Here is a 20,046-nt window from a genome sequence, read left to right as displayed (position 1 = left end):
GGCCCCGGACATGACGCCGGGGCTGTTTTTTGATTTCCGGACTGTAATATAATCGCTGAAATTTTGACTTTGTTTAGAAAAAGAGGGACAAATCTGTCTTGTTCATAAACTGTTCAAAATAAATTCATATACAGTTCATTGACATCCGGTATACATAGGGCAACGAAAGGCGCACCGCTGCGCCAAACCCCAGAACCGTACAGCAATGCAGACCCCAAAAAGAACGGCCTGTGTTTGAGGAAAGGAATTGGAACGCTATGAAAATTGGTTTTACAGAGCTGATCCTTGTCGTGATCGTTGCGTTCGTGGTCATCGGCCCGGATAAGCTGCCGGAGTACGCACGCAAGCTCGGCAAGATGCTGCGTGAGCTGAAGAAGTACACCGGCGCAGCCTCCGAAGAGATCCAGAAGAACGTCGTCGAGCCGCTGAACGAGATCCAGGCTCCCATCAAGGAGGCGGTCGCCCCCCTGACGGACCTCAAGAAGGACATCGACGACAGCATGAAGGATGTGACCAAGAGCTTCACCAACATCGGCAAGACCAGCAAGGAAGAGGCCAAGAAGGCCGAGGAGGCCGAAGAGGTCACCGAGCTGGAAGATGCCGTGGAGGAGCTGCCCGAAGAGCCTGCCAAGGCCGAGGCTGCTCCCGCAGAAGAGTCTGCGAAGGCGGAGGAAGCACCGGCTGAGGCTGCGGAACCCGTGAAGGCCGCAGAAAAGCCCGCCGAAACGGAAGCGCCCGCCCCGGCTGCGGAAGCTGCCCCCGCCCAGGAAGCCGAGGCCGCTGCCCCGGCGGAAGAGGCCAAGGCATAACAGCCCCTATTTGGATGCACCCGCGCCCGCGGTTGTACGATACATTGTAAATCAGCCCGCCCGCACGGCGCGGCAAGAGGAAAAAGGAGATTTTATTATGAGAATCGGACCTCAGGAGCTTATCATCGTTCTGATCATCGTTCTGGTCATCTTTGGACCCAAGAACCTGCCGAAGCTGGGCAAGATGTTCGGCAAGACCATGAAGAACTTCAAGGAAGGCATGGACGACGTCGATGACAACGGCGAAGTCAAGAAGACCGAGACCCAGTCTGAGGACAAGGCTGAGAAGAAGGACGAGGAGTAATTCGTGGCTACAAACGTTAAGCGCAAAAAGAAAGCCGAAGTCATGTCGGAGGACGGCAGCATGACGCTGACCGGCCACCTGAAAGAGCTGCGGAACCGGCTGATCATCTGCGCAGTCGTGTTTGTGGTGGGTGTGATCGGTTTTCTGGCAGTTTCGGACAAACTGATCGATCTGCTGACGGCCATGGCCCGGAATGCGAACTACACCTTCGTCTTCCTGGCCCCGCAGGAGAAGCTGATGCAGTACTTCCGCGTCTCGCTGATCGCGGCGGTGGTCATCACCGTGCCGGTGGCGCTGTATCAGATCTACGCCTTTGCAAAGCCGGGCCTGAAGCGGAGCGAGAGCTTCTTCTTCAAGCTGGTGCTGCTGCTCGGCCTGATGCTGTTCTGCATCGGCATCCTGTTCGCCTATAAGGTCACCCTGCCCTTTATGCTGAACTTCCTGGTCACGCTGGAAGGCACCGATTACATCACGGCGTCCATCAGCATCGAGAGCTACATCAACCTCTGCCTGACGATGTTCATCATCTTCGGCTGCGTCTTTGAGATGCCGCTGGTCACCATCATTCTGGCCAAGATGGGCATCGCAAACCCGGAGATCATGAAGAAGGGCCGCGGCGTTGCCATCGTGCTCATCTTCCTGGTCGCAGCCATCATCACCCCGCCGGACATCGTGTCCCAGTGCTTCGTGGCAGTGCCCATGTGCCTGCTGTACTTCGTCAGCATCTTCCTGAGCGGCATCTTCTACAAGCCCAGAACGGACGATGATGAGGACGACGAGGAAGAGGACGAACCCGACGAGGAATAAGCCTTCTGGCCTTTCATTGCAGCGAAAACGCGCTCTGCCTTGCGGCGGGCGCGTTTTTTGCGCCCTGCGGCCCACAGAACACAGCTGCGCCCCGCACGAGACTGGAAAAATCCGAAAAAATGGCTCCCCATCTGCGGCAGAATATGTTATAATGGCAACAAGGTAAAATGATCAGCGGGCGACCGCTGCGGAAAAGGGGTAAATGAATCATGAAAGAATACGCATTTGGCATTGATCTGGGCGGCACCACCGCAAAGGTCGGTCTGTTCACAACGTCCGGCGCACTGCTGGAAAAGTGGGAGGTGCCTACCGACACCTCCAACGCCGGTGAGCACATCCTCGAAAATCTGGCCGACGCCATTCACGGCAAGATGACCGAGAAGGAGATCGCCGCAGAGCAGGTCGAGGGCGTGGGCATCGGTGTGCCCGGCCCGGTTCTGAACTCCAGCGTCGTGCCCATCGTCTGTGCCAACCTCGGCGGCTGGGGCGAGCGGAACGTTTCCGCCCAGCTGTCCGGCCTGCTGGACGGCCTGAAGGTCCTTGTCGGCAACGACGCCAACGTCGCCGCCCTGGGCGAGATCTGGATGGGCACCGCCAAGGGCTGCCGCAGCGCAGTCATGGTCACGCTGGGCACCGGTGTCGGCGGCGGCGTCATCGTCAACGGCAAGGTCATTGATGGTGCCCACGGTGCGGGCGGCGAGATCGGCCACATCACGGTCGATCCGCACGAGACGGCCGTCTGCGGCTGCGGCAAGCGCGGCTGTCTGGAGCAGTACTCCAGCGCCACCGGCGTCGTCCGCTGCATGAAGAAGCTGCTGGACGAGAACCCGGAGGTGGAGTGCGTCCTGCGCGGCACCGATTTTGCCGCCAAGGACGTCTTTGATGCTGCCCGCAATGGCGATGCGCTGGCCTCCCGCGAGGTCGAGGATATGTCCAACACGCTGGGCATGGCGCTGGCCAGCATCGCCTCCACAACCGACCCTGAAATGTTCCTCGTCGGCGGCGGCGTGGCCCGCGCAGGCGATGTCCTGTTCGACCCGCTGGTCAAGCACTTCAAGGAATACGCCTTCCGCTCCTGCCGCGAGACCCCCATCAAGGCCGCAAGCCTCGGCAATGACGCCGGCATCTATGGTGCCGTCCGTCTCATCGTGGGCGAATAAGCCGAACTTCTCCACAACAAAAAGCGAAGCCGTTGAATGTTCAGCGGCTTCGCTTTTTTCGTACAGAGATTTCGGGTTACAGCGTATCTTTTCCCGGCAGCTGGTTCCACAGGCGGTAGTAGACGCCGTGCTGTGCGAGAAGCTCATCGTGGGTGCCGGATTCCTCGATGCCGTCGGAACCGAGGACGAGGATGCGGTCGTAGTTCTTGATGGTGGTCAGGCGGTGGGCGATGGTCAGGGTGGTGCGGCCGTGGGCCAGCTTTTCAAGGCTCTGGCCCACCAGGATCTCGCTCTCGTTGTCCAGGGCGCTGGTGGCCTCGTCCAGGATCAGGATGGGCGGGTTCTTCAGGAAGACGCGGGCGATGGCGATGCGCTGCTTCTGGCCGCCGGAGAGCTTGACGCCGCGCTCACCGACGTAGGTGTCGAAGCCGTTCTTCAGGGCGAGGATGAACCGCTCGGCACCGGCCAGACGGGCCGCTTCGATGATCTCCTCACGGGAGGCACCGGGCTTGCCGTAGGCGATGTTGTCCGCCACCGAGCCGCTGAACAGATACACGTCCTGCTGGACGATGCCGATGTCCTCGCGCAGGCTCTTGAGGGTGACGTGCTGGATGTCCTGCCCGTCGATGAGGATGCGGCCGCCGGTCACATCGTAGAAGCGGGGGATAAGGTTGCACAGGGTCGTCTTGCCGCCGCCGGAGGGGCCGACCAGCGCCAGTCGCTCACCGGCTTTGATGTCGAGGCTGACGTGGTGCAGGACCTTGTTGTGGTCGTCCGGGTACTCGAAGCTGACATCCTCGAACCGGATGGCACCGGGGCCGGGCTGAAGGGGCTTGGCGTCGGGGGCGTCGTGGATGGGCACCGGGGTGTCCATGATCTCGGCAAAGCGCTCGATGCCGGTCATGCCGCGCTGGAACTGCTCGGCGAACTCGACGATGCGGCGGATGGTGGCGATGAGGGTGGTGACGTAGAGCATATAGGCCACAAGGTCACCGGCGGTGATCTTGCCGTTGACCAGCGACAGACCGCCCGCCAGGATGACCACCAGATACATCAGGCCGTCGAACAGGCGGGTGGAGGTGTTGAACGCAGCCATGGCGTAGTAGCCAAGGGTCTTGATCTGCTCAAAGTCTTTGTTGCCCTGCGCAAATTTTTCGCGCTCCTGGTCCTCGGCGGCAAAGGCCTTGACGACGCCCTGCCCCAGCAGGCTGTCCTCGATGGTGGCATTCAGCTCGCCGATCTGGACGCGCTGCTGGCGGAACCGGGCGCGGAGCTTCTGGTTCAGCTTGACCGAGACGACTCCCATCAGCGGCACACAGGCGAAGACCGCCAGAGTCAGCGGGATGCTGGCCCGGCAGAGGATGATGAAGGACGCCAGGATCTTGATGAAGGCGATGAAAAATTCCTCCGGGCAGTGGTGGGCGAACTCGGTCACATCGAACAGGTCGTTGGTGATGCGGCCCATGATGGTGCCGACCTTGGTGTTGTTGTAATAGGTGTGGTCGAGCAGCAGCAGGTGGTCGAAGGCATCGCGGCGCATGTCGGTCTCGATGTGGACGCCCATGATGTGGCCGATGCTGGACATGAAATACTGCGCCGCTCCATCAATGATGCGGAGCACGAAATAGATGCCTGCCAGCTTGAGCACGATGCCGGCCGTCAGGGTGATGCCCACCCCCATGGCCGAGTTGGTGATGGCGCTCATGATCTTGGGCAGGATGATGTCGCACAGGGTGGTCAGCGCTGCGCAGAACAGGTCAAAGAAGAGGACGCCCTTGTACCTGGCCAGATACGGCAGAAAGCGCCGGATGAGGGCGCGGCTGCTGGTGTGGTGTGCGGCGGGGTCCTGGGTGGATCGAATCTGTGTTTTTGGCATGGTTTCTCCTATTTTTGACCCTCTCAGGCAGCGCGCCAGCGCGGACGGAGAGGGTCGTAACGTTACTTTTTACGATAATCCCGCTCGCCGTAAATGGCGGTGCCGATGCGGACAAGGGTGGCACCCTCGCGGATGGCGTTCTCGTAGTCGCCGCTCATGCCCATGGAGAGGGTCTCCATCTTCACGTTGGCATAGCCGCGCTCTCCGGCCTGCACGAACAGCTTGTGCACCGCCGCTAAATAAGCGCGGTTCCGGGCGTCGTCATCGTTGACGGGCGGGATGGCCATCAGGCCGCAGACCCGGATGTGCTCCTGTGCGGCGGCAGTGTCCAGCAGGGGCCAGAGCTGTTCCGGCGAAACGCCGGACTTTGACGCCTCGCCGCCGATGTTCACTTCCAGCAGCACGTTCTGGACAAGGCCCGCCCTGGCGGCTTCCTTCTCAATGGCGGCAAGCAGATGCTCACTGTCCACGCTCTGGATGAGGCTGGCGCGGCCCAGCACTTTTTTGATCTTATTGGTCTGCAAATGGCCGATGAAGTGGCTCGGTTTGCCGCAGTAGGCCCCGGCGTCAAAGTTTGCGCAAAGCTCCTGCACATGGTTTTCGCCAAACACGTCAATGGGCAGGGCAGCACTGGCCGCCACGGTTTCCGCTGTGCGGGTCTTGCAGGCAGCGCAGAGCTGCACCTCGGCGGGGTCGCGCCCGGCCTCGCGGGCCGCAGCGGCCATGGTCTCCCGGATGGCGGCAACGGCTTCCCGCATCTCTTCCAGCGTTTTTTCAGCCATACAACTCAGTCCTCCTCCGTATATCTGGCGCGCTCGCCGCCGATGAGCTTCGGGCGGGTGCGGGCGCAGAGAATGTTCGCTTCGCCGATCCGGGAAAGGTTCAGCCGCACCGGCACAGCCACCCGGCGCAGGTGCATCCCGATGAGGGTGCCGCCGATGTCAATGCCCGCATGGGCGCGGATCTCCTCCACTGCGATGGGGTCCTGGAACTGCTTCCAGCAGGTGGTGGCCCAGCTGCCGCCCGCGTGGGGGCGGGGCACGACGCAGACTTCCTCCCAGCCGTATTTCTCGGCGGCTTCCCGCTCGATGATGAGGGCGCGGTTCAGGTGCTCGCAGCACTGCGCGGCCAGCCAGATGCCGTTTTCGGCCAGCACCGGCGCGATGCCGGCATAGACGGCCTGTGCGGCTTCCAGGCTGCTGTCCTTGCCGATGTGCCCGCCGACGATCTCGCTGGACGAGCAGCCCACGACAAAGACATCGCCTTTGCGCAGCCCGGCCTGCGCCAGAAGTTCGGTCACGGCCTGCCGTGCCTCGGTTTCGATCTGCTGTTTGAATGCTTCCGTCATATGGATTCACCTCATATCTACCCTTGCACGCAGGGCCCGCCGCCTTTTGACATGGTGGGCCTGCGCGTTTTGTAAAAGACCGGCCCGGCCCGCAAAGCGGGACGGAGAGGGGTCACACCCTGACCCAGTGCAGTTTTGTTTCCCCGGAAATGGCCAGATAGACCCGGCTGCCCACCGGGCAGAGCGCCGTGGTGCTGCCGGAGCTGCCGCCGGGGATCGTCCGCTGCCAGCTGCCGCTGGCGGGTGCGACCGCCTCGGCGCGGATGTCGCTGGCCGAGAGGGAGAACAGCCCCTCCTGCATCGTCTGGCTCAGCCGCAGGGCCATGCCCCGCAGCAGAGTGCGCCCGGCGTGGTCTTCCAGCCAGCCGGACCGGGCCCAGCGGTAGCTGATGTAGAGCGTGCCGTCCGCGTCCAGCGCCAGGGCACCGGGGTAGCCGGGCAGACCGTACAGATGGGTCGAGCAGCCTTTGCCCCCAGCCGTTAGGTCGCGGGCGGCGGTGTCCACCGCCCAGACGCAGCGGCTCCCCAGGTCGGAGACATAGAGCGTCTCCGCTGCCTCATCCAGCGCAAGGCCGGAGGCCCCGGCAATGCCGGTCAGGACAGTCTCCACCGTGCGGGCGGCGGGGTCGTAGACGTAGACGCTTCCGGTGCCGGTGTGGGCAGTCAGTTCGGTGCGCAGGGCGCTCTCCACGCCGTGCTGGGCGCGGGCGGCGGCAAGGTCGGTGAAGTAGACCGCGCCGTCCGATGCGGCAGCCACTGCCGTGGGGCAGGAGAGGGCGCGGCCGTCGATCTGGCTCACGATGAGTTCCACCGTCACGCCCCACTGGTCGCTGTTCACCCGGTAGAGCCGCCCGCCCTCCGATTCCAACGTTGTCATCCAGATGGTGCCGTCCGGTGCAAAGGCGAAATCGGTGATCTCGCCTGCCGTTGTCAGCACTTCGGTCCGGCCGGTGCCGTCCGGCTGCATCCGCAGCAGGCAGCCGTTCTTGCCGGATTTGGCGGCGGCGTAGAGCCAGCCGTTGTTCTCCCGCAGGGCGGAGATCTCCGTGTAGGGGGCCAGTTCCAGAACGCCGCCTTCGGCGGCGGTCTGCGCCCCGGTCTCCTGTCGGACGTCCGGGGCGGTGTAGGGCGTGGGCGCGGCCTCGATGGGCCGCAGCACCAGCCCCCAGATGAGGGCCGCCGCAGCGCAGAGCACAAAGACGATGCTCAGCTTCTGGAACCGCTGCAGCACCTCTTCCCGCTCGGCGGCACGCTGGGCCTCCTGCGCTGCCCGGCGGCGGGCCGCTGCAGCGCTGGTCTTCTGGGCGCGGCGCATCCAGCGGTCCACCCAGAGCGCCGCACTGGGGCCGATGGTCAGCGATGCGATGAGCAGGATGAGCAGCAATTCAACAAGTCCGATCCGCATGGAGGACTCCCTTCCTCTGGTCAAAAACAGATGGGTATTCGTATCGTTTCAGTATAGCACAACTGTGCCGGAAAGTGCAAGCGCGCCCCGGCGGGGTAAACAAAAAGCAAGCGGCCCGGAACAGAGCCGCTTGCGGGAGGGTTCAGGTGCGCCATTTTTTCCGCCGCGCACCCAGAGCGCGGCGGAACGGACGGTAGTACCGGTAATAGAACTTTGCGCCGAGGAGCGGCTCCATCACCTCTTCGTCGAACCGCATGGCCCGGCTCTTCTCCTTCCAGCTGGAATGGTAATGGTGGATGGAGTAGGTATTGGGGGTGATGTCGCAGGTGGAACCGGCATAGGCCACCGGGCAGAAATACTCCACCGGAAAGACTTCCATCTCCGGGGTGGACTGGCGGGTGCCGTCGGCCCGGATGCCGAACCGGGCAAAGATGGGAAGATTTCGTTTCGGGCAGGGGGTCAGGTCGCAGCTGCCGTCCGGCAGCAGGAAGGGCAGGCTGTCGTAATCATCCAGCAGGGCTTTCACCACCGGGCTGCGGGCCTCGGCCCCGAAGCCAAGGCCGGTGGCGACCTCGTTGTTGTGCTGGAAGCCGAAGAAGGCCGGATACGCCAGCAGGTCGTCCAGCGGGCGGAGCAGCTCGACGTCGGTGTCCATGTAGATGCCGCCCTGCTCGTACAGGATCTTCAGGCGGGCATAGTCGGCCACAAAGGCCCAGCGGCGGGCATCGTAGGCCTGCCGGGTGTAAAGTGACTGGGAAACGTCGAAGTTCTGCTCGTTCCACTCGATGATCTCATAGTCCGGGCAGTATTTTTTCCAGCTGCGGATGCAGTTCTGGATGTTTTTGGGTTTGGGCGCGCCGCCAAACCAGCAGTAGTGGAGAACTTTCGGGATGCTCATAAACAAAACCTCCGGCTCAGGATCGGATGCTGCTGCGCAACGTTCGGAGCTTGTGCAGCAGGTCGTGGTCAAACAGGAAGGCAGCGCCCGCGAAGGCAGCGCCGATCCAGATCATATGCAGCAGGGCTACGCCGATGACGCCCGGCAGGCTGAGTTCCGGGCGGCTCTGGATGCCCACGATGCGCAGGATGAGGGCCATCAGGCCCAGATCACAGACCCATTTCAGGGCGGGGCGGGCCATGCGCTGGTGCAGAATGTTCTGGTAGGTGTAGCGGAAGACGAGCACCGTGCGGCAGAGCAGCGCGGCCAGGGTGCCGAACAGGCAGCCGTAGATGCCGAAGAACTGGATGCCGAGGAGGGTGACGGACAGATTGATGGCCATTTCGACCAGCGCATGCCAGCGGGTCTGCTGGAACGCGCCTTCAAACTGAACGGCCTGGTGGTAGATGCTTTTGCCGCTCTCCAGTACGGCCTTGAGGGCGAAGAGCAGCAGCAGGAAGGCGTCGATGTAGTTGGTGTCCTGAATGCCGCTGGTGTAGATGCGGATGACCGGCAGCAGAAAAGCCGCCGTCATGGTGTAGCAGAACGCGACAAAGGCCAGATACAGCGTCTCGCACAGGTCGAACAGGCCAAGGAACCGCTCCCGGTCGGTGTGGAAGATCTGGCCCATCCGGAACGAGATGCTGTTGAGGAACAGGTTCATCACGAAGATGATCTGGACGAAGAACATGTTGTAGATGCTGTAGACGCTGACGAGCTGGAAATTGCAGAAGTAGGACAGCAGCACCATGTCCGTGTTGTTGAAGATAACGCCGGACAGCTGGTGCATCAGCACCGAGTTCTTCTGGGCGACGGCGGAGTAATCCGGTTTGGCGTGGTGGTCGATCCAGGGGTAGTTCTTGTGGGTGTACCACAGGATGACCGGGATGGGCAGCATGGAGCACAGGCAGTACAGCAGCTGCATGGCCAGAAGGTTCCGGGTGAGCATCAGCACCAGCACCTTGCCGATGCCAGAGATCAGATTGGTGGCAGTCTCCAGGTTGCTGAGCACATAGCGGCGGCCGTCCACATCCATCAGCAGGCGGTACTTGCCCTGCACAAAAAAGCTGGTGACGGAGGGCAGGCCGTACAGGATGGTGTACAGCAGCACGACGCCGCGCGGCAGGGTGAAATGCACCACCATGGGGTACACGACGCCGATGGCCACCACGATGAGGGCATACAGTGTGCCGGTGCGGCGGTAATAGTGGTCGGTGGCGGCCAGGATCTCGCTCACAGTCTGGTGTTCTTCCATCGCCACCGGGCGGTAGAGCGCCTGGGTGGTGGCCAGGCCGACCCCGGCTTCGAGCAGGTAGAGGTAGGCGAACAGCTGCTTGATGGTGTTCAGCTCACCGTTGACGCCGGAACCGTAATAGGTCAGATAGAGCCGGGGCATGAGAAAACTCAGCAGGATGGTCACAAACTGGCAGAACAGGCCGGTGAGCATGTTCCGCTCCACGCGGGAAAGGTTCTTGAATTTCATAGAAACTCCAACGCCTCCGGGAAGGCATACATTTTTCATTCTGTTTTTTACTATAAAGGGTGCGGCCCGCCTTGTCAAGAAATCCGGACGAAAAAACGAACGATCTGCGCGTTTTCGCGGCAGGGACGGAAATTCGTTTGGATTGCACCGGCCAGTCGTGGTATACTGAATGTGTTCGGGTTTTCCAAAGCATTCACCCAAACTTCACAGAAATTTCCAAACTTCGCGGTATGATAACCTCAGAATATCAGACACTTTTGAGTGAGGAGGGAGCCATAGATGGCAAAAATTCTGATCGTTGATGATGAACCCCGCATCCGGGAACTGATCCGGGAGCATCTGCAATATGCGGGCTATGTCTGCGAGGAGGCAGGCGATGGCTCGGCGGCGCTTTCGCTGCTGAGCGGCGGCGGATACGATCTGGTGATCCTGGATGTGATGATGCCGTTCATGGACGGCATGACCTGCCTGCGGGAGATGCGCACCCGCCACATCAACACGCCGGTCATCATCCTGACCGCACGCGGCGAGGAATACGATAAACTGGCGGGCCTGGAGGGCGGCGCGGACGACTATGTGGTCAAGCCGTTCTCCCCGCGCGAGCTGGTGGCCCGTGTCCGGGCCGTGCTCAACCGCACCATGCCCCGGAGCGAGGCTTCCGACGGCACCATGACCTTCGGCGACCTGACCATCGACACGGCCAGCCACACCGTCCGCGTGGCGGGCGAAGAAGTGAGCCTAACGCCCAAGGAGTTCGACCTGCTGGTCTTCCTGGCATCGAACAAGGGCATCGCCCTCAGCCGCGAAAAGATCTTGCAGAAGGTGTGGAACTACGATTACTTCGGCGAGGACCGCACCGTGGACACCCACGTCAAGATGCTGCGCGGCCACCTGGGCAAGTGCCGGGGCTACATCGCCACGGTCTGGGGCATCGGCTACAAGTTCGACCCCGATGCGGCACGATAAAACGGAGGAGCGCAGTTGATGCGGCAACTGGGAAAAAAGCGGCGTTCCATCGGCATCCGCGGGCAGATGATGTGGTTCTTGTGCCTGATCTGCCTGCTGCTGCTGGGGTTGTTCTGGTTCCTGAGCACCCAGCTGCTGGAGCCGCTGTACACCAAACACATCCAGAAGCAGCTGACGGCAGAGGCCGAGATGATCGTGGCCGAGATGGACGACGCCATCGCAAAGGGGGAGATCCTCTCGTACTGGGCGTTCGGCGGCATCAAGGTGACGAACGACGATTTCTTCAGCCAGCTGGGCAGCGACATCTATTCCAACGGGGAACTGAGCAGCTTTTGCGTGGATATTTCGGACGCAACGCTCCGCACCATCAAAAAATACGAGAACCTCTCCTATTGCAGCCTGCACCAGAAGTCGTTCCCCGATACGCTGGATGACGACATCGCTTATTCCACCGCCCGGCAGGTGCGGCAGTACTGCCGCGAGAACGGGGCCTTCGCCCGTGTGCTCCCGGCGGCCAAGCCGTCGGCCTACAATCAGCTGGTCGTGGGCCGGATGACCGCCGATGGGGCCTATACGGTGCTGGTGAGCACCACTCTGATGCACGTGTCCGAGGCGGGCGAGGTGATGAGTACCGTGCTGCCGCTGGCGGCGGCGCTCATCTTCGCCTTCTCGATGAGCGCGGCGTGGATGTTCAGCGAGTGGTTCACAAAGCCGCTGCGTCAGCTCTCCGGTGCGGCGCGGCAGGTGGCCCAGGGCGATTATGCCGTCCATGTGGAAACGGGCCGGAACGATGAACTTGGCGACCTGGCCGAGGATTTCAACCACATGGCGAAGGAAGTCCAGCGGGCTTCCCAGATGCAGCGGGACCTGCTGGCCAATGTCTCCCACGACCTGCGCACCCCGCTCACCCTCATCAAGGGCTACGCCGAGACAGTGCGCGACATCACCGGCGACGACAAGGCCCACCGCGACGAGCAGATGAACATTATCGTGGACGAGGCCGACCGCCTGACGGCTCTGGTCTCCAGCGTCATGGAACTGAGCAAGGTGACGAGCGGCGCGGAAAAATGCGAGAAAGTCCATTTCGATATGGGCCAGCTCTGCGACGAGGTCAGCGAACGGTACGACGCCGTCTGTGCCCAGAACGGCTGGCAGCTGAAACTGGAGCTGCCGGACGAGGAACTGCCCGTCTACGCCGACCCCAACATGATGCAGCGGGCGCTGCACAACCTGCTGGGCAACGCGATGCACCACATGGGAGCGGACGGCATCTTCGTGCTGCGGGCCGCACCATCTGCCGAGGGCGTCCGGGTCGAGGTCGAGGATCACGGCCCCGGCATCGCCGCGGAGGACCTGCCCTATATCTTTGACCGCTACTACCGCTCCCGCTCCGATGCGGGCAAGCAGGGCACGGGCCTGGGTCTGTCCATCACAAAAGCCATTTTCCAGCAGCACGGCTTCCGCTTCGGTGTGCAGAGCACCGTGGGCAAAGGAACGACGTTCTGGTTCATCATGACTTCAGAGTAACAAAAAAATCCTGCGCAAAAGCGCAGGATTTTTTTGTTACGAGTTGGCAGAACGGTAGATGCCCAGGCTGTTGTCCGGGTCGGGCATCTTGACACGGGAGGCGCGGTCGTTGACCTGGACCAGCATCCAGCCCATGAGGGCCAGCACGGCCAGAATGATGAGCCATTTGACGGCGTTGGGGAGCTTTTTCATCGTGACGTTCCTTTTTTCTTAAACTTCCGGGCGGCAGCGCTTCCGGGCACGGGCCAGCAGTGCGGCCGCATCGGCGGCGGAGGGTTCGTTCACCCAGGCCGGGCGGGGCGCAGCCCCTGCGCCGGAACTGCCCTTCTCCGCAAAGGAGGCAAGGCCGGTGTCGGTGCGGTCGTTCCAGGGCGAGAAGCCGTCGGGGGCGATGTGGGCACCGAGGCGGCAGTCCAGCACGGTGGTCTTGCCGGTAGGGCGCCAGGGCCGGCCCAGATAGACCGTCCCGGCCGGGCAGTCCGAGACGAGATCGCAGTCCCAGAAGACAAAGCCCAGCCCGTCCGCCGGGCCGGACGGTGCCGTGACGAAGCTGCGGGGGATGTGGTTGTTCACGGTGCGCAGAGTGCACTGCTCGAACAGGGCGTCTGCCCCGCCGAAGATGAAGTCGATGTCGCCCGCGATCTCACAGTTCTGGTAATATTGCGCGGAGGCCCGCCGGGGCGCAAAGGTGCGGGGGCCGAGGAAACCGTCCTTCTCCCGCTCTTTTTCGGGCAGCGGGGCGCAGAACAGGGTGTCCTGATTGCCCAGCAGCTTCACCCGGCGGAACACGGCCCGCGCGCTATCCACATAGGCTGCGATGGCCTGCCCCACCAGACTGCCCGGCCCGGCATCGTTGGCGATGGTCAGGTCCTCCACGGTGAGGCTCTCCCCGCTGAAGAAGGCCGTGTAGCTGCGGAAGGTGTGGGTGGGCCGCCCGTCCGGGTGGGGCAGTTTGCCGCCGTCGGCCCAGACGAGGATGGTCTGGTCGGCACCGGCACCCCGCAGGGTGATGCAGCGTTTTTCGCAGACCAGCTTTTCCCGGTAGACGCCGGGCCCGATGACGATCTCGGCTTCCAGTTCATAAGGCACGGCCAGCACGGCCTCGGACACCGAAGCGTAATCGCCGCTTCCGTCCTGCGCAACGGTAAGGTGCAGCATAGAAAGGGACCTCCCACAAAAAAGATAGTGTTATTATAGTCCCTATTTGTGAATAAATCAACGCCCGCAGGCTTCCAGCCGGAGCACGGCTGCGGTGATGTCGTCGGGGCGGCCGGTCGCCTCGGCGCGGGCGCGGGCCGTTTCCACCAGCGTTTTGGCCAGCACTTCGGGCGGGTCGGCTGCGGCAGCAGAGAGCTCCAGCTGCTTGAGCACCCAGCCGGTGCCGTCCACGAGCAGGCCGTCCGATACCAGCACGGCGTAATCGCCCGCCGCCAGATGCACCACCCGGCTCTGCCCGTTCACCCCGCCCAGGATGCCGATGGGCAGGCTGGCATCCCCCACAGGCCGTGCCCGCCCGCCGTGGACCAGAAAACCCGGTGCGGCCCCGGCCTTGAACAACCGGGCTGTGCCGGTATAGAGGTCCACGCTGATGAGATCGAGGGTCGCGCCGCTCTCCTCATCGCTCTTGAGGGCCAGTGCTACGTTGACCAGCCGTGCGGCCAGCTCGGCGGTGAAGCCTGCCTTGAGCAGGCGGGCCGTCAATTCTGCGGCCAGGTTGCCGTCCACAGCGGCCGGGCGTCCGGTGCCCATGCCGTCGCAGAGGATCATCTGCGCGGCGGTAGGGCTGCAGAACTGCTGGACCGCATCGCCGGAGATGCTGCCCCGCGCGGCGCTCCCGGCAGACCCGAAGACGGCCCGCAGAGCGGGCTTTTCGCAGAAGAGCAGGGTCGTCATCCCCTTGCAGGAGAGCACCTGGGGCGGGTCGAAGGTGCGGCGGCAGAGCCGCCCGACCTCCTGTGCCAGTGCGGCCAGCTCCGGGGCAGAGAACCGGGTGCGGGGCAGGGTGACAGCGGCCCGCGTCCGGCCCAGGTCGTCCAGCGTGACGGCAGATTCCAGCGGCGGGGTGCCGAGGCTGGCAAAAAAGTCGGCCACCCGCCCGGATTTATAGGGTTCCGGTGTGCCGGGGCGGCCCAGCTGTTCACTCAGCACCCCCAGCGCGTCGGCCACAGCGCTGTACTGCTCAGTCAGGGCTGTGCGCATGGCTTCGGCGTGGACGCGGGTCTCCTTCCGGCTGCGGTAGAGCGCGAAGGATTTGTTCACCGCTGCGCAGAGCGCCGCCGGGTGGATGCAGCGCCCCAGCTGGGCTGGGAGGTCGCCGGTCTCCAGATGGCCGTTCCGTTCCAGAATGGGTCGCAGGGCGTTCATGCCGTCCAGCGTTGCGGTGTATTCCTGCTTCCAGCAGCTCTCCCGCCGCCCGCAGTTGAAGCAGAGCGCATCATGGGCGTTGTCGATGACCCAGCGGAAGGTCTCGCACCGGTGGGGCAGGGCGTCGTAGACCTCGTTGACGGTCTCCGCGAGGGAGGACAGGCTTTCAGCTACCGCTTCCAGTCGGGTGGCCGCGGCCGAAAAGCGGGGCCGCTCCTCCGGTGCGTCCGGTTCGTCTGCGGGCACCGGGGCCAGCCAGCCGCCGGGCAGCAGCGCGGCCAGCCCTAGCCCCGCCCCGGCGCTGAAGGCAAAGCCAAAGGCACTGCCGGGCGGCTGGACGCAGAGCACCCCCGTCACACAGCCGCCCGCATAGGCGGCAAAGGCTTCCACCCGGCGTCCGGGGGCCAGCAGAGCAGCCGCTGCACTGGCGCAGGAGAGCCCGGCTGCCGCCGGGCCGAGGGAGGCATCCGCCCCGCAGAGTGCTGCACCCAGCACGGCACAGCAGGCAAGGGCGGCTTTCCCCTGGCCCCGGCAGCAGAGGGCGGCTTCCAGCGCGGCGCAGAACACGACGCCAAGGCAGACCGGCCCCAGTGCGACCCCGCCCAGGGCCGCAGCGGCAGCGGCCCCGACGAGCAGCATCCCCGCGCCGGGCGTTTCGGGCGGGAACCGCCGCAGGGCAAAGCCCAGCGCCCCCGCCAGCAGGGCGTCTGCTCCGCAGGTGAGCAGCAGGTCGATCCCGCCGCCGGTGGGGCCGAAGGCAAAGCAGACGGCTCCCAGCCCCAGGGCTCCGCAGCTCGCCAGCAGGGCGGGCCGGAACCGACCCGGCCAGAGCCACCGTGCCGCTACAGCGGCCCCGATGGCGCAGAGCAGACAGATGCTGTCCAGCGACAGCGCCCCGAACCCATGGAGCAGCAGCCCCAGCACTGCCCCGGCCGCACAGGCGGCGAAGCAGTCCTCCGCAAATCCGAGCGTCAGCCCTAGCCCGAAGGGAATGAGCGCCCCATACAGCACCGCCCAGCCGCCGAGCAGCCCGGCCAGAAAAGCCGAACCCTGCCGCAGAGCCGGGCGGACGGCTGCGCGCGGCAGCAGCGCCGCCGCAAAGGGATGAAGGGCATCCTGCCTGAGAAGATCGTGCATAAAAAATCCCCGCTTTCCGGCGGGGATCGTTTGTGTTGTTCTGTTTCCCGCGCCTTGTGCATATACTGTAGCGCGGCCGCCGGGCGGTTTTTGGGAGGGTGAAGCGAAGCGGCATCCTTTTGCTAAAACCAAGAAAAAAGCCCTGCGGCGTACAAAAACCGCAGAGCTTTTTGGAAATTTTAGAAGATTCAGCCGTTCAGCTTCTCGATGGCGGCCTTCACGCGGGCAAGGGTCGTCTCGCGGCCCATCATGCAGGCGAGGTCGGTGCCGCCGCCGGGGGTGCGCTGTCTGCCGGACAGGGCGATGCCCAGCGGGTAGAGCAGCCAGCCGTTCTTCTTGCCCAGCTCTTCGGCCTTGGCCTTGCAGGCATCAAAGACGGCGTCGCGGTCGGAGAAGTCCAGAGCCGAAGAGCTCAGCACGGGCAGCAGTGCTTCCAGCGCTTCCTTTGCGGACTCCGGGGTGGTCTTCTGCTTCTTGTTGGTGTACAGGCTCACGTCGTACTCCGGCATCGCATCAAAGAAGTCCAGCTGCGCGGGGATCTCGCCCAGCACCTCGCAGCGGGGCTGCAGGTTGGCGCAGAGCAGCTTCTTGTCGATGGGGGTGTGGACGGCCTGGTCGATCCAGGGCTCCGCCGCAGCCAGGAATGCGTCCGGGCTCAAGCGGCGGATATACTCCGCGTTGATGGCCCGCAGCTTGAGCGGGTCAAAGATGGCCGGAGACTTGGAGATGCCGTCCGGGCTCCAGACCTTGCGCAGCTCGTCGAGGGAGAAGATCTCCTGCTCGGCGTATTCGCCTCTGGGGCTCCAGCCCAGCAGGCAGATATAGTTCAGGATGGCAGCGCTCAGGTAGCCCTTGGCGCGCAGATCCTGATAGCTTGCATCGCCGTTGCGCTTGGACAGCTTGTTCTGGGCGTCCTTCATGACCGGCGGGCAGTGGATATAGGTGGGGATCTCCCAGCCGAATGCCTGGTACAGCAGGTTGTATTTGGGGGTGGAAGACAGGTACTCGCTGCCGCGGATGACATGGGTGATGCCCATCAGGTGGTCGTCCACGACGTTGGCGAAGTTGTAGGTGGGCATCCCGTCGGTCTTGATGAGGATCTGGTCGTCCATCTCGCTGTTCTCGACCTCGATGTGGCCGTAGACCACATCGTCGAAGCCAGTGATGCCGGTGCGGGGGATCTTCTGGCGGATGACATAAGGCTCTCCGGCGGCCAGACGCTTCTGGACCTCCTCTTCGGGCAGGTCGCGGCAGCAGCCGTCGTAGTGGGTCATCTCGCCGTTGGCGCGCTGCTCAGCGTGCAGCGCTTCCAGGCGCTCCTCGGTGCAGAAGCAGTAATATGCCTTGCCCTCAGCGACCAGCTGTTCGGCATACTGCTTGAACATCCCCATTCGCTCGCTCTGGATATAGGGGCCGACCGGGCCGCCGATGTCCGGGCCTTCGTCCCAGTTCAGCCCGGCCTCGCGCAGGGTGTTGTAAATGACGTCCACCGCGCCTTCCACATAGCGGCCCTGGTCCGTGTCCTCGATGCGGAGGATGAAGGTGCCGTCCTCGTGCTTGGCCATCAGGTAGGTGTACAGCGCGGTGCGCAGGTTGCCAACGTGCATATAGCCGGTGGGCGAGGGGGCAAAACGGGTGCGGACTTTATTGCTCGGCATAAAAAACGCTCCTTATCTATATCGGCAAATAAATTTGTGAATTGCTACCCTTTAGTTTAACTGTTCAGCGCGATTTTGTCAACGAGGAGACGCGAAGAACGGCCGGAAGGGGGCGTTCTCTCCCGAAAACGACCAAAATCGTCGAATCTGCCCAATTTTCGGAGAAAAACTTTGGAGCGAAACGCTGCCGAAACGATTGACAAACGGCGCAGAAAACGGTCAAATAAAAACGACACATTTCAACACATTCAGGCGGAGGTGGAGGCGATGAAACCAAAATCGTTCGATGCAGTGCGGCAAAAGAGCAGGGCACTTGCGGTGCTGCTCTGTCTGGCCGTTCTGCTGCTGACCGGCTGCGGCGGAGGCGGGGCAGCTGCACCGGAACCGCCCGCGTCTGCTCCGGCGGCGGGCAGAACGGACGAGGACACGGCTTCTTCCCCGGCGACACCCGCGCCTTCGGAACCAGAATCGGTGTCCAGTTCGACAGCCGTGTCTGAGTCGGAAGCTCAATCGCCGCAGGAACCGGAGGTGGAAGACTTTCTCAGCTGTGAGCCGATGGACTACACCAGCGTATCGGCGGTCTGCTCCGGGCAGGAGGGCACCCTCATCGTGGTCAAAGTCCGCGTGGAAAATACGACGGAACAGGTCGTCCATGCGTTCAACACCAGCGCATCGCTTGGGAACGTGACGGTGGACAACGCAGTGGACGGCATGTCTGCGGACCGGGTCGCTGCGGGCAAGGCCGCAGAACATCTGACGGCGGTGCTCCGGACGACGCAGGAGACCGTGGTGAAAAAGCCGGTCATTGCAGCCCTTGAAAGCGCAGCCGAAGCCTTGCAGCCGGGGCAGAGCGCGGTGGCGTATGGGTATGTATTCCTCCCGGCCAGCGAAGGCAGCTGGACACGGGCGGATTTTCTGTGGAAGGAGCAGGCCATCGGCAGCCTGACGCCGAAGAAGAAGCCGCAGGCCCCTGCGGAGTCGGCTGCGCCGTCGGGCAGTACCGCCGCTTCGGCACCGTCCGCAAAGCCGGAGCCGCCGGCCAGCTCTGAGCGCCCGGCCGCGTCGGAACGCCCTGCCGTCTCGGAGCCGCCCGCCGCTTCGCAGCCCACGGCATCGCCGGGCAGCCCGGCTGTGTCCGAACCGTCCTCGCAGCCGGAGACGTCAGCTGGGTCCGAACACCCCGCTGCATCCGAGGCACCGGCCTCGCCGCCTGCATCCAGCGCACCGTCGGCCCCGGAAACACCGGCAGCGTCCGGGACGCCTGCTTCGTCAGAAGTGCAGGAGCCGGATACGTCCGCGGCGTTCCCGGAGTTTACTGTGCTGGGGCAGACCCTGACGCCGTCCGGTTTCTGTGTGCACTTCCAGGTGAAGAACCACACAAAGGAGACGCTGGACCTGGAAAATACCGCCGCACAGTTTACGGATGCTGCGGATGGGACGTTCCGGGAAGACCGGCTTTACCAGAACGGCACAAAGAGCCGCTGGATCGGTTCGCTCTGTTATCTGACGAACGGAGCGCAGACGGACGAATATCCCTGCTACGTTGTCACGTCGGCCCGGAGCACCGTGCTGAAGCCGGGGGCCTCGGCGGAGATCTGGGTCTACGGGCACCTGTCGGATACGGAAAAGGTGTCTCTGGTCGCCGTGTCGCTCTCTGCCTGCTGCGGCGGCAAAACGTGCCCCATCCCGGACGAAGATGCCCTGTTTCTGGTGCCGGGACGGAACGGCTCGAAGCGTGGGACGAGCAGCAAAAAATCTTAAAAAAATCCCAAGAACCGGAACTTTTCGCCCGGAGGCGGACTGCCTTCGGGCGTTTTTGTGCCCATTCCAAAAACATCCGGGAAGTTTTTGTCGAAAAGGACCGCAAGCGTTGACGAAGCAGGAACTATTTTGTATACTAATGAAGCACTGGAACAATTTTCCTATCACCGGATTTGTGGCCGGGCAGCGTGGCCCGGAAAAATGAGGAAAATACGAGAAGCAGTGCGAATTAGAAAAAGGAGAAGCACAAAATGAAAAGTACAGGAATCGTTCGCGGGATCGATGCGCTGGGGCGGATCGTTCTGCCCAAGGAGCTGCGCACCAGCATGAAGCTGGAAACGGATGCAAAGCTCGAAATCTTCGTTGATGGAGACGCCATCGTCCTCAAAAAGTACCGCCCGAAGGGAAGCTGCGACTTCTGCGGGACCGTCGATGAGCGGGCCGTGCAGTTCGCAGGCTACTGCATCTGCTCCGCCTGCCGGAAGAAGATCGGTGCCCTCTGAG

At 63.0% G+C, this 20,046-nt stretch carries 17 protein-coding genes and 1 pseudogene; 8 read left to right on the top strand and 10 right to left on the bottom strand.

Translation table 11 applies throughout. The features are described from left to right. Window positions 1–257 precede the first annotated feature (257 nt). The 4 genes and pseudogenes from I5P96_RS14330 to I5P96_RS13265 form a co-directional block, all read left to right on the top strand. A pseudogene (locus I5P96_RS14330) lies at window positions 258–404 on the top strand (twin-arginine translocase TatA/TatE family subunit); the annotation flags it as partial. A gap of 502 nt (window positions 405–906) precedes the next feature. Continuing rightward, on the top strand, window positions 907–1,113 hold the full coding sequence (locus I5P96_RS13275) for a twin-arginine translocase TatA/TatE family subunit (RefSeq protein ID WP_097792935.1): 207 nt from the start codon (window positions 907–909) through the stop codon (window positions 1,111–1,113). 3 nt (window positions 1,114–1,116) lie between these two features. Next, window positions 1,117–1,920, top strand: coding sequence for a twin-arginine translocase subunit TatC (gene tatC / locus I5P96_RS13270; RefSeq protein ID WP_118552195.1), 804 nt, complete (start codon window positions 1,117–1,119; stop codon window positions 1,918–1,920). 209 nt (window positions 1,921–2,129) lie between these two features. Beyond that, window positions 2,130–3,080, top strand: coding sequence for an ROK family glucokinase (locus I5P96_RS13265; RefSeq protein ID WP_118552197.1), 951 nt, complete (start codon window positions 2,130–2,132; stop codon window positions 3,078–3,080). Between the two features lie 76 nt (window positions 3,081–3,156). Here I5P96_RS13265 and I5P96_RS13260 read toward each other — a convergent pair whose 3' ends face one another. The 6 genes from I5P96_RS13260 to I5P96_RS13235 all read right to left on the bottom strand — a co-directional run bounded on the left by I5P96_RS13260 (window position 3,157) and on the right by I5P96_RS13235 (window position 10,129). Next, window positions 3,157–4,956 carry an ABC transporter ATP-binding protein gene (locus I5P96_RS13260; RefSeq protein WP_223382543.1) on the bottom strand — a complete coding sequence of 600 codons (1,800 nt, stop codon included), beginning with the start codon at window positions 4,954–4,956 and terminating at the stop codon, window positions 3,157–3,159. Window positions 4,957–5,018: 62 nt separating this feature from the next. Further along, entirely contained in the window at window positions 5,019–5,738 is a 720-nt protein-coding gene (locus I5P96_RS13255) for a YggS family pyridoxal phosphate-dependent enzyme (protein ID WP_097792929.1), read from the bottom strand. Window positions 5,739–5,743: 5 nt separating this feature from the next. Beyond that, window positions 5,744–6,304, bottom strand: a complete 561-nt coding sequence (locus tag I5P96_RS13250) for a TIGR01440 family protein (protein ID WP_118552203.1) — start codon at window positions 6,302–6,304, stop codon at window positions 5,744–5,746. Between the two features lie 112 nt (window positions 6,305–6,416). Next, the gene (locus tag I5P96_RS13245) at window positions 6,417–7,709 is read right to left on the bottom strand and encodes an SMP-30/gluconolactonase/LRE family protein (RefSeq protein WP_223382542.1); all 1,293 of its coding nucleotides are present in this window, start codon (window positions 7,707–7,709) and stop codon (window positions 6,417–6,419) included. Between the two features lie 142 nt (window positions 7,710–7,851). Next, complete coding sequence (locus tag I5P96_RS13240; protein ID WP_223382541.1) at window positions 7,852–8,607, bottom strand: glycosyltransferase family 32 protein; 756 nt, start codon at window positions 8,605–8,607, stop codon at window positions 7,852–7,854. Window positions 8,608–8,623: 16 nt separating this feature from the next. Further along, window positions 8,624–10,129, bottom strand: coding sequence for a lipopolysaccharide biosynthesis protein (locus I5P96_RS13235; protein WP_223382540.1), 1,506 nt, complete (start codon window positions 10,127–10,129; stop codon window positions 8,624–8,626). Window positions 10,130–10,408: 279 nt separating this feature from the next. Between I5P96_RS13235 and I5P96_RS13230 the strand changes: the two genes are divergently transcribed. Further along, window positions 10,409–11,095, top strand: coding sequence for a response regulator transcription factor (locus I5P96_RS13230; RefSeq protein WP_097792924.1), 687 nt, complete (start codon window positions 10,409–10,411; stop codon window positions 11,093–11,095). 18 nt (window positions 11,096–11,113) lie between these two features. Further along, window positions 11,114–12,622, top strand: a complete 1,509-nt coding sequence (locus tag I5P96_RS13225; RefSeq protein ID WP_118552211.1) for a sensor histidine kinase — start codon at window positions 11,114–11,116, stop codon at window positions 12,620–12,622. A gap of 36 nt (window positions 12,623–12,658) precedes the next feature. On the opposite strand, the gene I5P96_RS13220 is transcribed toward I5P96_RS13225, so the two are convergent. The 4 genes from I5P96_RS13220 to gltX form a co-directional block, all read right to left on the bottom strand. Next, the gene (locus tag I5P96_RS13220) at window positions 12,659–12,814 is read right to left on the bottom strand and encodes a hypothetical protein (protein WP_223382539.1); all 156 of its coding nucleotides are present in this window, start codon (window positions 12,812–12,814) and stop codon (window positions 12,659–12,661) included. Window positions 12,815–12,832: 18 nt separating this feature from the next. Then, a complete protein-coding gene (locus I5P96_RS13215; RefSeq protein WP_118552213.1) occupies window positions 12,833–13,780 on the bottom strand; it encodes a pectinesterase family protein in 948 nt (315 codons plus the stop codon). 57 nt (window positions 13,781–13,837) lie between these two features. Further along, entirely contained in the window at window positions 13,838–16,123 is a 2,286-nt protein-coding gene (locus I5P96_RS13210; protein WP_223382538.1) for a SpoIIE family protein phosphatase, read from the bottom strand. Window positions 16,124–16,311: 188 nt separating this feature from the next. Then, the gene (gltX, locus tag I5P96_RS13205; protein ID WP_223382537.1) at window positions 16,312–17,781 is read right to left on the bottom strand and encodes a glutamate--tRNA ligase; all 1,470 of its coding nucleotides are present in this window, start codon (window positions 17,779–17,781) and stop codon (window positions 16,312–16,314) included. A 267-nt stretch (window positions 17,782–18,048) separates the two neighbouring features. Here gltX and I5P96_RS13200 point away from each other — a divergent pair, with 267 nt between their 5' ends. Both I5P96_RS13200 and I5P96_RS13195 read left to right on the top strand, forming a co-directional pair. Next, window positions 18,049–19,542, top strand: coding sequence for a hypothetical protein (locus I5P96_RS13200; RefSeq protein ID WP_223382536.1), 1,494 nt, complete (start codon window positions 18,049–18,051; stop codon window positions 19,540–19,542). 251 nt (window positions 19,543–19,793) lie between these two features. Further along, a complete protein-coding gene (locus tag I5P96_RS13195; RefSeq protein ID WP_118552223.1) occupies window positions 19,794–20,045 on the top strand; it encodes an AbrB/MazE/SpoVT family DNA-binding domain-containing protein in 252 nt (83 codons plus the stop codon). The last annotated feature ends 1 nt before the right edge of the window (window position 20,046 follow it).

This window comes from Faecalibacterium prausnitzii (assembly GCF_019967995.1).
Lineage (GTDB): Bacteria > Bacillota > Clostridia > Oscillospirales > Ruminococcaceae > Faecalibacterium > Faecalibacterium prausnitzii_E.
Note: the sequence above shows the minus strand (reverse complement) of the source record. Positions and strands in the feature narration are given on the sequence as shown.